This window comes from Natronospira sp. (genome assembly GCF_007134575.1).
In the GTDB taxonomy this organism is placed as follows: Bacteria; Pseudomonadota; Gammaproteobacteria; order Natronospirales; family Natronospiraceae; genus Natronospira; species Natronospira elongata.
The window spans coordinates 1-13,490 of the sequence record NZ_SLKM01000107.1 but is presented as its reverse complement, the minus strand read 5'-3'; the positions used below and the strand labels follow the sequence as shown (position 1 = coordinate 13,490).

Genomic DNA, 13,490 nt, shown 5'->3' with positions numbered 1-13,490 from the left:
CCCAGGCGGGACGAGGGAAACCCCAGCAGAAGTATTGCCGGGCAGAGTGCGAACAGGACAACGATGTCCACCAGCGCCAGGGCGACAAAGGTCTCCCGGAGCAAGGCGGAGTCTCGGGAGAGGAGCGAGACCGCCAGGAGAAACAGACCCACGGCATAGAATGGATAAACGGACTTGCCATAGATCCTGAGCCAGGCTTGTAGTCGGGACGACAATGGCAAACCGGCCTCCTTGGCCTCAACGGCGGCAGTGTCCGAGTCCCGGATTGTTACCCTTCAGCGCCTGAAAGCCAAGTCCGCCCCCTCCAAGGGCCGACACACGGTGCCGGCCACTGCCTCGGACGGGGCCCCTGGCCAGCAACGGCCAGGGGCATTTCACTCAGCGACATTCCTCGGACACCAGCTCACCGGCGATAAAGACCTTGCACACCCGGCTCACGTACTCGAAGGGCTCACCGTCAAACAGCACCAGATCCGCCTGTTTTCCGACTTCGATACTGCCCAGGTCCTCATCCAGCCCCAGAATTCGGGCCGGGTTGAGGGTAATCGCAGCCAGGGCATGATCCACCCCCAGGCCATTGGCTGCGGCGATCGCCGCCTCGAACAGTACCACTCGGGCCTTGGGCACATAGGCCTCGTAACCCCCCTGAATGGCAAAGGGAATACCCGCCTCCTGCAACTTGGCGGCGGTATCAAAGGCGGCATTCATGCTCTCGCCACCGGTGCGGGTCATGGTGGGGTGAAGCAATACCGGCACGCCGGCCTCCCGAATCCTGTCCAGCACCAGATAGGCATCCGCCGCGCCTTCCAGCACCAGATCCAGGTCAAACTCCTCCGCCAGGCGCAGGGCGGTCATGATGTCCACGGCGGTGTTGGCATGCACCAGGGCCGGCAGCTCCCCCTCCAGAACCTTGAGCAGGGCCTGATTGCCCAGATCGGAGGGACGCTCGTCTGGGTCCTGACGACTATAGGCGCGGGCATCCTCGAAAGCCTGGCGAATCATGGCCACGCTCTTTGATCGAGTGCCGGGGGACTCGAAATGACGGGAGACACCGGCGCCAAGCGTGAAACTGACACCAGCCAGGGGGCGGATGACGGCATCATCCACGGTGTCTCCGCGGGTATGAACCAGCATGGTCTGCCCCGATACCAGGGCACCGGGCGCCGGCCCGGTGTGCAGGGTCGTAACCCCCAGGGAGCGCAACCATTCCACCAGCCCCTCGGAGGGGTTGTAGGCATCCAGGGCCCGCAATCCGGGCTGGATGGGCGCTGAGGTATCAAGCTGATCCTGATCGTCCGGCACGTTATACATGCCGGCCAGGCCGACCACGCTGCGGGCGTCAATCAGGCCCGGCGTCACAACCGCTGTCTCATGCACGGCATAGTCCGCCGGAATGTCGATCTCCTCCGCCGTTCCCACGGCCTGAATACGATCCCCATCCACCAGGACGATACCGTTCGGAATCACCTCGCCGGAGACCGTATGGACCTGCTCGGCCTTGATGGCGATACCGGCATGCAGGCTGGTACCGGCGAGGCCGGCAATGAGAATCAATGCGCTAATGGCTATCCGTTTCATTGCCCACCTCCCTGACCATGGCTGTGCAGACTGTCCCCACGGAACACTTCAGGGCCACCCGTGGCCCACTGGCGTTGCTCGGGATCATCGCGATCAAAGACCCGCTGGCCTTCCACCCAGGTTTCCAGGACATGGGTATGCACCGAGAGAGGATCGCCACTGAGAATGATGAAATCCGCATCCTTGCCGGCTTCCAGTGAACCCAGTCGATCATCCAGGCCCAACATGCGGGCGCCGGCCAGCGTCAGGGCTTCGATGGCCGCTTCCCGGGACATACCGGCACGTACGCCAAGACCGGCGGAACGCATGAACAGTCGTGAGTCGGTAATGAAGTCATCGGTATGGAAGGCGGTATCCACCCCCGCCTCTTCCAGGGCCGGTGCGGTCTTCCATAGCAGGTTGACCGCCTCGTGCTTACCACCCGGCGAATCGATCATGATGATGGAGGCGGGCGCATCGGCTTCGGCAATGCGCTCGGGCACTTTCCAGCCCTCGCTGACATGGTGCAGCACCGGGGTAAAACCAAATTCATCACCCAACCGCAGGGCGGTGATGATGTCATCGTGCCTGTGAGTATGGAAATGCACCGTCCGCTCACCATCCAGAATCTGCAGCAACGCCTCCATGCCAAGGTCCACATCCGGCTGACGGTCGGGATCATCACCCGCCCGTTCCTGGCGCCGACGGTAATCCCGGGCCTGACTGAACAGAGCCCGGACCATCTCGGCGGAACGGGCCCGGGTCCCGGGGAAAGGCCCACCCTGATCCCGAATGGGATTGGTGCCATTGGCCATCTTCATGCCGCCGCAGACACCGAAGGTGGCATCCTCGCAGAAGAGCCAGTCATCCACGGTCAGCGGATTGGCGCGCAGCTTGAGGTACAAGGTCTGCCCGCTCATCAAATGACCGGAACCGGGCATGACATTCATGGTGGTGATGCCGCCGGCCAGGGCACGGCGAAAACTGTGGTCGCGTACATTGACCGAATCCAGGGCGCGCACACCCGGGTGCAGGGCACCGGAACGATCGCCACCGGCGGGCCCGCCCACATGGGAGTGGGTATCCACCAGGCCTGGAAGAATCACCTTGCCGGAGACATCGCTCACCTGGGCATTGTCGGGAATCCGTACTTGGTCTGCGCTACCAACGGCGACGATCCGGTCTCCGTCGATCAGCAGGACACCATCCTCGATCACCGGTCCCGACACCGGATAAATGGTGGCACCGGTAAAGGCATGGGGTTCTGCATGGGCACTGCAGGCCGAAACCAGCACCCCCAGCAACAACAACAGGACTCTCTGCATTGCTCTTCTCCTTGGGCAGGGTCCGAGGGAAAAGGAATGCCTGACAATAGCAGAAGTCCGAGTTCGGACAAATTCTGGACGGCGAGCGGCGAGCGGCGAGCGGCGAGCGGCGAGCGGCGAGCGGCGAGCGAGAAGATGGTAGATTAAGGCGTATCCGGAGCAAACGGGCAATGAATATGAGCAAGCGATGTCACGCCATGCCTTTCTGGCTGGTCCTGTTATTACCCCTATGGCTGCTCAGTGGCTGCGCCCGGGCGCAAGTCCAGATGCCCGGGCCGGGGGAAGTGGAACCGGAGCTGGGCGAAGACCACTTCATTGCCGCCGATGCCTACGCCATGCCGCTGACACGCTGGCTCCCGGAGGGGGAAATAAAGCAGGTGGTACTTGCCCTGCATGGTTTCAATGACTTTCGCCAATCGCACCTGCCACTGGCCCGGAAACTCAGTGCCCGGGGCAGCGCTATCTATGCCTATGACCAGCGTGGCTTCGGCGCCACTGCCCAACGAGGCATCTGGCCGGGACAGGAGCGCCTGGTGGAAGATGCCCGCACGGCCCTTGCCCTGTTGTCGCAACGATACCCGGACAAGCCCCTGTATCTGCTTGGCGAAAGCATGGGTGCGGCAGTCAGTATTCTGACAACCACCGAGACAGAGGCTGCGCTTTCAGCCGATGCCCTCACACTGGATGGCATGATCCTGATGGCGCCGGCTGTCTGGGCCCGGGAAGAACAGCCCTGGTATCAGCGGCTGGGACTCTGGCTGGGCATTCGGGTGGCGCCGGGCATGAAGGTCGACAGTGACTGGGTGGCGGTGGAGCCCACGGATGATCCGGACTGGGCCGAGTACTGGGATGAACACCCCCTGGTGCTGCAACGCAGTCGCATTGACGCCCTTGAAGGCATTTCACTGCTCATGAGTGATGCCCTGGCAGCAAGTGAGAAGCTGAACATCAATAGTCTGGTGCTGTACGGCGGGAAAGATGAAGTGGTCCCCAAGGAGGCTATCTGCGCCCTGGTGAAACGCCTGCCCGAACCTGACGACGTCCCCTGGCGCATGGCCTACTACCCGGAAGGATGGCATTTCCTGGCTCGGGACAGCCGGGCTGATGAAACCCTGGAAGATATCACCGCCTGGCTGGAAGACCACGACGGGGCACTTCCCTCTGAACGAATGATCGCTCCGGCAGACTGGCGTCAGGCGCATTGCGAGTGAGGGCCTGATTTTGGGGAAGGTGCTTTGTAGCTGAATTGGCTTCGATTGGGGTGGTGCCTTTATGTTGTCGGTGACTTGGGCCGTCCTCGCGGCGAGTTTGGTTCAGTCTCATGCCTTGCTGCCATCTGAAGGCTTTTAATCGCGGCTAAAGCCGCTCCTACGGTGCCAATAGCAGCTGCCGAAGCCGCCGTGGGAGCGGCTTTAGCCGCGAATACATCGGCCGAATAGAAGACACTTTTCTCAGAAATCAGCATACACCTTCAGTAGGCACGGCCCAGGTGACCCCACCCAAAGGTAGGCTTCGGTCCTAAGCCTTCCGCCCCCGCCCGAAAAGCCCGCGAGGCGTGCCCCGCCGGATAATGAGGCGATTACGACCCTGGTGCTTGGCCTCATAAAGAGCCGCATCCGCCCGCAGCAGACAATCCAGGGCAGAGTCACCGGAGCCGGGCACCGCAGACCACAGGCCAATGCTCACTGTCAGGAAGGTACTTTGGCCCTCGAACGCCACCGGCTCGGAAGCCACCATGAGTCGAAAACGCTCCAGCTGCGCAATGAACTGCTCGGCATGATTCTCCTCGCAGAGCACAACGAACTCCTCACCCCCATAGCGAGCCACCGTCTCCGTGGCACGCTGGAAATACTCCCGCAACAGATCGGAAACCCGTCGCAGGCATTGGTCACCGAAAGCATGGCCAAGACTGTCATTGATCTGCTTGAAGTGATCAAGATCCAGCATGGCCACCGACAGCAATGACCGGTTGCGGCGACAATGGGCCAGGGCATGGGATAGGCGCACATCCAGATAGGCCCGATTGTAGAGCCCGGTCAGACTGTCCTTTCGGGTCAGCTCAGTCAGTTGGCGATTTGCCTGCTCCAGCCCCAGATTGACCGTGCGCAGACGATAGCCCCAGAAAAGACCAGCCAGAAAGATAAGCACCATGACCGCCAGCGCCCCGGCAAACAAGGTGTAATTGCGTCCTTCCTCAAACTGCACCTGATACCAGGCATTGATGATTTCCTGCCGATCACGGGGGGACAGGCTCGCTACAGCGGCCTCAAAGACCTCCGCCAGCATTGGCTCATCCTTGCGAGTCGCCACGGAGAGACGGGAATCCCCGTCGATACGGCCACTGATTTTCACATTCGGCGCCCGCATCTGCTGAATGGCATAACCGATGCTGGCCATATTGCCGAGCATGCCAAACAGCTGCCCACTCTGGACACCCGCTACGCCATCCTCGTAGCTATCCACCTCCACCAGATTGATCCCCGGGTATTGCTCACGATAGATCTCGACAAAACTGAAATCGCGCATGATCCCCAGAGGAAGATGACTGACCTTCGAGAGATCACTGATGTGACCGCGGCTATCCAGGGTGGCAATGACCGAGGGGGTTTCCAGATAGGGTTCGGTGAAATTCAGGAACTCGGCACGGCCACTGGTTTCCATGGCCAGCGGCAGCACATCGCAATCCCCCTGCCGAGCCCGCTGCAACGTCTCGGGCCAATCTTCCGTCTCCAGCAATTCCGTCTCGATGCCGGCCCGAGCGGTCATCAGATCCATGAAGTCCGCCCCCATGCCCACATGGCGGCCACGCCGGTCAATGGCTTCGAAAGGGAGCCAGTCGGGGTCCACACAGAGCCGCAAGGGCTGGTTCTCCTCCAGCCAACGGCGTTGCTCTGCCGTCAGCGGTACCCGATCGGCTGCAGGGATCTCACCCTCTCCCCCAGATGCCGGGGAGGCCAGGGTCATCGCAGTGGCGAGGCCCGCAAGGAGACAAATTGGTCGGAGATCCATTCCGCCCTCCTCTAGCACTCTGCATGATCGTGCTACCACCCGTGTCAGCAGGGATTGAAGCGGCCCAGGCTGAACAAGGTTGATCCAGGATCGAATCAGGAATTGCCCAGTTTGTGCTTTGAGTGTAGTTGAGAAACTGTCAAAGTAAGGGGGTAATCGATATTCCCTTCCAGCCCACTGAACGGAACGCACGATGGATCATAGCCGCGTGAAGGACGACCCACTGATTGCCGGACTGCTGTTTCAGGGCGGGCTGGTCATACTGGCCCTGATATTGGCCTGGCTGTTGAGCATCAACCTTGCCGAGCATCTTGATTTCTCGACCCAGGCCCTGCTGCTGGCGATACCGGCCACTCTGGTGATTTTCCTGGCCTTCGGCCTGCTCATCCCCTTTCGCTTCCAATGGGCCCGGGAGCTGGAAGAACAGGTACTCAAATTACTGCATGGACTGTTCCGGGGACATAGCCACGGCTGGGCCCTGCCTCTGGCCCTGCTGGCCGGCGTTGGAGAGGAACTGTTGTTTCGGGGCGTGGCCCAGACCTGGCTGCAGGAACACACCGCACCCTGGCTGGCAATCCTGATTCCAGCCGTGGTCTTCGGCCTACTTCATTTCTTGAGTACCGCTTACTTCATCCTGGCCACCCTGATGGGGATCTACATGGGCCTGCTTTATTACTGGAGCGGCAATCTCCTTCTGCCCATCCTGGTCCATTTCCTTTATGACTGGGTTGCCATCAGCTACTACCTTCGAAAACCACCACCGACGGATGAAAGCCCGGATGAGCAAGAGGCAGGCGGTGAGTAAGGAAGCTGAAAAAGCGTCGGGCCTGATCCTTGATGCCTTCGAGGACTATAACGCCCGTTTTTCGGATATCACCCGTCGCGCGGCCCGGCGATTTCAGCGAGGCGATCATGCGGGCATGCAGGCAGACACGGTGGAACGTATTGCCCTTTATGACCAGTGCATCCGTGAAACCCATGACCGCCTGGAACACAAGCTGGGCGGTCGTCTGTTATCCCGACGACTGTGGCAAGCAATCCGCGGCCGTTATGCCGAGGCGATCCATTCCCAGCTTGACGCCGAGCTTTACAAGACATTCTTCAACACCCTGAGTCGGCGCCTGTTTCATACCCGGGGTGTGGCGCCTGATATCGAGTTCGTGGCCCTGGATATTGAACCCACGGATCAGATAAGTCATCCGGTGGCCAGGGACCATTTCGCAGTTTCCACCTCTCTGGAGGAGGCCTGGCAAAGGGTTCTTCTCAGCGGACCATTCCGCCTCCCCCATTGGGACAGGGATGAAGATGCCCGCCTCCTTTCAGACAGGTTGATGGAAAGGATGAAGGCCCTGGGGGAGGAGCGGGTGGTGGCCATTGAACTGCTGCAAACGGTCTTCTACCGGGATGGTCGTGCCTACCGGGTGGGGCGGATATTCGGGGAAGAACGCTATCTGCCCTGTGCCCTGGTGATGGTCAACCGACAAGGTCGTCTGCAGGTTGATGCATTACTTACCGGGCATCAGGAACTGAGCATCCTGTTCGGCTACACCCACAATTACTTCCTCGCCGATCTGCCTACCGTGGGCGATGCGGTGGTATTCCTGCGCACCATTCTGCCCCACAAGCCGCTGGATGAACTCTACACCGTTCTCGGCCGCATCAAGCAGGGCAAGACAGAACGATATCGCCACTTCTTTCGTCACCTGCAGGCAACACCCGAGGAAAAACTGGTTACCGCCGCCGGCACTGCCGGCATGGTCATGCTGGTATTCACCCTCCCTTCCTATCCCCTGGTCTTCAAGGTCATTCGTGATCACTTCGGCCCCGCCAAACCCTTTGGACGGGCTCGAGTGATTGAGCGATACCGCATGGTCTTTCGTCATGAACGGGGCGGCCGCCTGGTGGATGCCCAGAGTTATCGACACTTGCGCTTTCCTCGCGAGCGCTTCGACCCGGACTTTCTGGACCAGTTGCTTTCCGCCTGCGGGCAATCAGTCACTGAGGATAATGGGGACCTGATAATCAGCCACTGCTATGTGGAGCGCCGGGTCACGCCGCTGAACCTGTATCTGCCCGGCGCCGACCAACAGGAGCAGAAAAGGATCATCCATGATTACGGCCAGGCCCTGGTGGACCTGGCCCATGCCGACATCTTCCCCGGCGACCTGCTACTGAAAAACTTTGGTGTGACTCGCAATGGTCGGGTGATCTTTTATGACTACGATGAGATCCGGCGTATCAGTGAGTGCCGCTTTCGGCCTATCCCCAGAGCCAGGGACGAAGTGGAAGAACTGAGTGATGAAACCTGGTACACGGTCAGCGAGGGGGATGTCTTTCCGGAACAGTTCCCAAGCTTCATGGGGCTGACGGCGGAACAACTGTCATGGCTACAGGAAAGCCATCCCAGCCTGTTTGATTATCGTTGGTGGCAGACCCTGCGCGAGCAGCTCCACCAGGGATTGCCCAGGGAGTATCCGGCCTACCCCGAGCAGTCTCGCCTGTGCCGCTGAGCACACACTTTCACCAGTCATAACGCATGTTGATCCAGGCCCGGTTGCGGAAACGCAGGGGATCACCCTGGATGCGTGCCAATCCAAACTCGAGACGTGCATTACGAATTTCGGGCAGTGCCATCAAACCGGAAGGCATGCCGAAAGAGAATTCCAGACCAGTGATCTCCAGCCAGTCTCCTTCACTGGCGCTACTTTCACCAAGACGGTGCCTGCGATGAAACAGGCGCCGGGTATCCCGCCGGTCACGAAACTGCAGGGTCTGGCCCTGATATTCCCGGCCATTCGACAAGCCCAGGGGCAAGGCCGGTTCGAAAATACGCAGGGGCAAACTACGGGGTTGATGGCTTGTACTCACCAGGCCGCCTAGCTGCAGGGACTCCACTTCAGCCGAAAGGCTGCGCCGCTGCCATGCCAGCTCCAGCAAGCCTTCGGCCTGGCCTACTGCCAGAGAGGCATGCAGGCCGGAGAGGTCCCAGTCCTGCCCGTCGCTGCTACCTTCGTAATAGCTGCCGTTAACACGAAGATCCATACGCCAGTTTTCCCGCCGCGGATACCAGCGGCCACCTGCCGTAAGCCAGGCCCAGTCACGATCAAAACGGTCGCCATCCTGTTTCGCCCGGGTCATCGCCAGACCGGCTTCCGCGGACCCGGCCAGACTCTGTCCGCTCCGACCCAATCGGCTGCTGAGCAGAAAACCGGTCTGCTCCTGGGCCTGGACCAGCTCGGCCTGTTGATAGCGAATCTCGCGCAGCGCGGCCGGATCATCGGCCTGATGGAACAGGGCGCCGCGCAGGGTTGCCGGCCACCCCGCATAATGAGCGGCCAACACCGCTCCTTCCCGACTGCCCCGAGTGGAGGCGGACAGGGCGGCCAGCCAGTCGACCCGCCCCACCAGATCACCGCCCTTCACGCCCAGGTCAAAACCGGTGTCGTTACGGTCCCAGCGCAGATTGAGCATTGCGCTGGCAAACTGCGGGCCCAGGCCATAGTCACGGGACTCCACCGCTTCCACAGCCGGCGGGGCGCGCCGCTGGAGGGATTGCGGTGTCAGCGTTACCGGCGCATGCAGAGCCAGTTCAGGCAATGGCGGCGGCGCCTCGCTGTCCAGCCAGCGCAGCTTGGGCTCATGGGCATCCACTTCCAGATAGAGCAGTGCCTCACGGCCAGGTACCGGCAAAGGTGAGGTGGCGACTTTGGCGCCCAGGCGCCGCCATTGCCGCTCATCGCTGTCGATGGCAAGGCGCTCAATGCCAATCAGGCCCCGGTAACCACGAGCGTAATAAAGGTACTCACCATCTGGCGTAAAGGCGGGGCGGGAGAGATAACCGCCGGCCTCGGCCTGAAGCAGTTCCCGACTCTCTCCCCCGGGCATCATCCGCTCCATCAGCGTCCAACGGCCCTGCTGGTGGCGCAGGTAGACCAGACGGCTGCCATCCGGCGACAGCCGCGGAAAATCATGGACCTGGTCCAGCCGCGCCTCTCCCAGGGGCGATATGTCCCCGCTATCCAACGCCAACCGCACCAACTGGGAGTGGCCATTTCGCAAACGAACCGCAACGGCCCAGTCACCACTCGGCGCGGGCTCCGGCCGACGCAGATGAGCCTGCCGGGTCAATTGCTCCACCTCTCCGGTAGACAGATGCCAGCGATACAGCTCATGAATCAGGCGGCCCTGACCATCGGGTGTGGCCGCCGTGAACAGCAAACCTTCGCCATCAGGCAGCCAGCGGGGATCCCGGGGGCGGAGATTATTGGGCAGGACCAGGCGATGTTTGCTCTCACGGGGCAGGGATTCCGGCTCTACCGCGGCGACATCATCAGGGTCCCGTTCCAGTTGTTCTTCCTGCCGTCGCTGCCAATCCTCGAAGGCCGATTCATTGTCGTCCAGGGCATAGACATGCAGGGCGGGTTTGCCATTGCTCTTACTGCGCACCAGGGCCAGATAATCACCCTCCGGTGATACCGCCGGGTGCCCGAGGGAACCCGAGAAGCGCTGCCAGAGCGCATCCTCCGCCGCCGGCAGTTGTTCCTCCACTTCCAGGGCCCGGCGAGTGACCTCGGCGGTAAAGCGATGATAAAGGCGAGCGGGGGATTCACCGAAGACGCCACGAAAGTTCTCGCTGAAACTGCGGCGATTACTGGATGTCATCCGCGCCCAGAGATCACGAAAGGCCTGCTCACCCTCACGGTCTTCCAGCCATTGAAAGAAGGCAGCACCCACCAGATAGACCTGATTGCTGTCATTCCAGCCCGCCACGGGACGGCGGCTCAGGGCCCCGTAGCCGGGCAGTTCACCGGCCAGGGCCCAGGCCCGGATCCGGCTTGCGCTCCAGTCGCTATTGGGACGCCCGGTCCCGGTGAGCTGGCCCTCCAGATAAGTGGCATAACCCTCTATCACCCAGAGCGGTACTTCGGCAAGATGGGCGGTATCGAAAGGCAGCCACCAGCGGTTCATCCTCTCGCCGGCGGTGGTCCGCAGGGGCCGGGACAGATGGGCCAGATGAACATGCTCATGGATGATGAGAAGCTCGGGCCAGTCGGAATAGTGGCCCAGTAACTCATCCGACAGGGGCGGGGTCGTGAACAGGACCATGCGGCTACGGCCGGTGAGTGGAATGGCCATGCCGGCCGCGCTGTTCAGGGGATCAGCAATGAGCACATCCACCGGCCCTGCCGGCGCATGGCCCACTCGCTCATGGACCTCATCGGCAACGGCTTCCAGGCGAGCGGCAGCCCGCCTAGCCCAGGGCTCGGCCTCGGCCTCGAAATGCAGGCGAAAGCCGTCGGTTTCCAGGCTGCGCCAATCCCCCTCCGGCGTCGCCGCCAACAGCGGGCCGGAGAGGCCAAACAGGGACAGTGCAAGCGCGGCGAGCGGGCCGCTGGGGTGACTCACTGCTGCCTCAGAAGGTATAGGAGCTGGACATGAATATGGTCAGGTTCTCCGCTGTGACATCCTGAGGATCTCCGCCCGGCAAAACCCGGCCCTGACCACTGCCATGGGCATAGCCCAGCCCCAGGTCCAGGGAAGAGTTACGGGTAAAGCGGGCAATACTGGCGCTGATCCCATAAAGATTGACGTGATCATGTTCCACCACATTGGCCGGGGTATTGGCACGATTGGAGAATATGCCACCGCGCAGGGCCCAGGTATTGCTCAGGTAGTACTCGGTGCCAATGGCAAAGTTCCAGACCTCCTCCACATCCCGCCCTCCTCGGGCTGAATCCCGGAAGCTGCTGTGATAACTGACGTCTGCACTGATCATCCAGCGAGGGCTGTGAAACCAGGCAGCCCCAAGCCGCAGTTCCCAGGGATGGTCCCGGGTTTCGCTGTCGCGAAAGATACGATAGTCCACGGCGCCCTCCGGACAAAGATCCAGATCCGACTGGGAACTGCCGATACAGCTAAAACCCAGGAAATTGGAGGCAGACAAGACATGGGTATGGCGCAGGCTCGCGCCCAGGGACAGGCGCCCTTCCGGTTCCCACATGATGCCGATTACCGGTTTGACGCCCCACTCGTCATTCTGATTCTGTCGGTACCGCCATTCCAGGTCCGCATCCGGATCACCAGGCCCCGTACCTTCATCCAGCACCACGATCTGGTTAACCACTTCTTCCTGGTCACGAAAATGGAAATAGAAACTGGCGCCGATGGACCAGTCATCATTCAGTCTGATGGCGTAGCTGGGGCCCAGCTTGTAGACCCACTGGGTGTCATTAAGGTTAATGATGAAGCGATCAAGATTGGTCCCCACATCGGAAAAGACCTGGTCCTGATCTTCCTGGATGGCGTCGGTCACCACGAAGGAGAAGCCAAACACCCCGGGGCCCATTGGCTGGGTAATACCGAAAAAGTTGGGAATCAGCGTGCCGGATTCCCGCACCCAGTCCCGACCCTCGCCAAAGACATCCTTGTACGTGGTGTGCGTGCTGTGCCAGGCATTGACGCTGCCGGAGAGATTCAACTGATCGGCGTGGATAATGCCGGCGGGATTGTAATATAGCCCGGAGGGATCGTCGGACACGGCCGTGTAGGCACCCCCCATGGCGGCCGCTCGGGTACCAACCAACACATCGCGGTAGTGAAACTCATCTGCCATTGCCCCACCGGCCAGCACCATGCCCAGAAACCCGGCGATGGCCCCGGTGGCGAAAGACCCCCGCTCAGGGGCGATGTTGCTCAAACCGTGCTTGGAATCGATTCTGCTCAGGCCCACGTAGCCCCTCCTCTTGCAGTAAAACCCGAATCCGTTCAAGCCGTTCACCGGCGGCGGGATGGGTATCGCTCAACTCATCCGCGGCCCGCGCCCCCTCCAACTCACTCAAACGAGACAGAAAGCGACTGAAACCTTCCGCATCATAGCCCGTCCGGGCAGCCGTGCGCACACCAAAGCGGTCGGCCTCGAACTCGTCCTCGCGCTGAAGCCCATCCTCGAACAGCAATTCCACCACTCGGTCCACGGCCTGGGAGAAGAACACCTGGGTCGCCTCGGTGGCGCCACCAAAGAAACGGGTGAGGCCGGCCATGGGGGAGGCTTCCGGCGCCCGAATATTCAAGGCCTCCACGATATGCCGCCGGTCCACATGGGCGACTTCGTGGGCCAGCACCCCGGCCAGTTCGGCCTCGTCTTCCATTAGGGCCAGTGCCGCCGAGGTCACAAAAATGTAACCGCCCGGTGCGGCATAGGCATTTACCTGCTCACTGTCGATAACACCGAAGTAGAAATCGAGATCGGGCCGATCGCCGTGGAGGGCGACTGCCCGCCCCACCAGATTGACATAGCGCTGCAGGGCGGGATCATCCACCAGCTTGTGCCTGGCCAGAATTCGGGCGGCCACTTCACGACCCACGCGGATCTCCGCCCGCTCATTGGCTTCCGCCGCTTCCACCGGCTGAATCTGGTGCAGCCGCGCCCGGGGCGGATGTTCGGCCAGCACCGGGGCCAGAGGCATGAGGATCAAACTCAGCGCGAGCAACGGGGACAGACACCGCCAGGTCCTGCGACCCGGTTCGGCTCCGGAATCCTCCGCTTTGATCGCTGAATACTTCACTCCTCAACATCCTCCTCGGCGGCCATCAAAAACT

10 protein-coding genes are annotated in these 13,490 nt (G+C 61.2%); 3 read left to right on the top strand and 7 right to left on the bottom strand.

The window, feature by feature from the left end:
- The 3 genes from ACJWXQ_RS04240 to ACJWXQ_RS04230 all read right to left on the bottom strand — a co-directional run.
- On the bottom strand, positions 1 to 221 hold a 221-nt coding region (locus tag ACJWXQ_RS04240), incomplete at its 3' end, for a hypothetical protein (protein ID WP_406672231.1).
- A gap of 157 nt (positions 222 to 378) precedes the next feature.
- Positions 379 to 1,578: an amidohydrolase family protein gene (locus ACJWXQ_RS04235; protein ID WP_406672230.1), complete on the bottom strand. Its 1,200-nt coding sequence runs from the start codon at positions 1,576 to 1,578 to the stop codon at positions 379 to 381.
- On the bottom strand, positions 1,575 to 2,882 hold the full coding sequence (locus ACJWXQ_RS04230; protein WP_346050989.1) for an amidohydrolase family protein: 1,308 nt from the start codon (positions 2,880 to 2,882) through the stop codon (positions 1,575 to 1,577). Before ACJWXQ_RS04230 ends, ACJWXQ_RS04235 begins: the two co-directional genes overlap by 4 nt.
- A gap of 170 nt (positions 2,883 to 3,052) precedes the next feature.
- Here ACJWXQ_RS04230 and ACJWXQ_RS04225 point away from each other — a divergent pair, with 170 nt between their 5' ends.
- The gene (locus ACJWXQ_RS04225) at positions 3,053 to 4,093 is read left to right on the top strand and encodes an alpha/beta fold hydrolase (RefSeq protein ID WP_346050990.1); all 1,041 of its coding nucleotides are present in this window, start codon (positions 3,053 to 3,055) and stop codon (positions 4,091 to 4,093) included.
- 307 nt (positions 4,094 to 4,400) lie between these two features.
- Here the strand turns inward: ACJWXQ_RS04225 and ACJWXQ_RS04220 are convergent, their stop codons facing one another.
- Positions 4,401 to 5,891, bottom strand: a complete 1,491-nt coding sequence (locus ACJWXQ_RS04220; protein WP_406672229.1) for a diguanylate cyclase — start codon at positions 5,889 to 5,891, stop codon at positions 4,401 to 4,403.
- 193 nt (positions 5,892 to 6,084) lie between these two features.
- Between ACJWXQ_RS04220 and ACJWXQ_RS04215 the strand changes: the two genes are divergently transcribed.
- Both ACJWXQ_RS04215 and aceK read left to right on the top strand, forming a co-directional pair.
- On the top strand, positions 6,085 to 6,696 hold the full coding sequence (locus tag ACJWXQ_RS04215) for a CPBP family intramembrane glutamic endopeptidase (protein ID WP_346050992.1): 612 nt from the start codon (positions 6,085 to 6,087) through the stop codon (positions 6,694 to 6,696).
- A complete protein-coding gene (aceK, locus tag ACJWXQ_RS04210) occupies positions 6,671 to 8,401 on the top strand; it encodes a bifunctional isocitrate dehydrogenase kinase/phosphatase (protein WP_406672228.1) in 1,731 nt (576 codons plus the stop codon). The genes ACJWXQ_RS04215 and aceK overlap by 26 nt, the downstream gene beginning before the upstream one ends.
- A gap of 10 nt (positions 8,402 to 8,411) precedes the next feature.
- Here aceK and ACJWXQ_RS04205 read toward each other — a convergent pair whose 3' ends face one another.
- The 3 genes from ACJWXQ_RS04205 to ACJWXQ_RS04195 are packed head-to-tail and all read right to left on the bottom strand — an operon-like array spanning position 8,412 to position 13,357.
- On the bottom strand, positions 8,412 to 11,297 hold the full coding sequence (locus tag ACJWXQ_RS04205; RefSeq protein WP_406672227.1) for a TolB family protein: 2,886 nt from the start codon (positions 11,295 to 11,297) through the stop codon (positions 8,412 to 8,414).
- A 7-nt stretch (positions 11,298 to 11,304) separates the two neighbouring features.
- The gene (locus ACJWXQ_RS04200; protein ID WP_346050995.1) at positions 11,305 to 12,621 is read right to left on the bottom strand and encodes an outer membrane protein transport protein; all 1,317 of its coding nucleotides are present in this window, start codon (positions 12,619 to 12,621) and stop codon (positions 11,305 to 11,307) included.
- Entirely contained in the window at positions 12,569 to 13,357 is a 789-nt protein-coding gene (locus tag ACJWXQ_RS04195; protein WP_346050996.1) for a M48 family metalloprotease, read from the bottom strand. The genes ACJWXQ_RS04200 and ACJWXQ_RS04195 overlap by 53 nt, the downstream gene beginning before the upstream one ends.
- Positions 13,358 to 13,490: the final 133 nt, after the last annotated feature.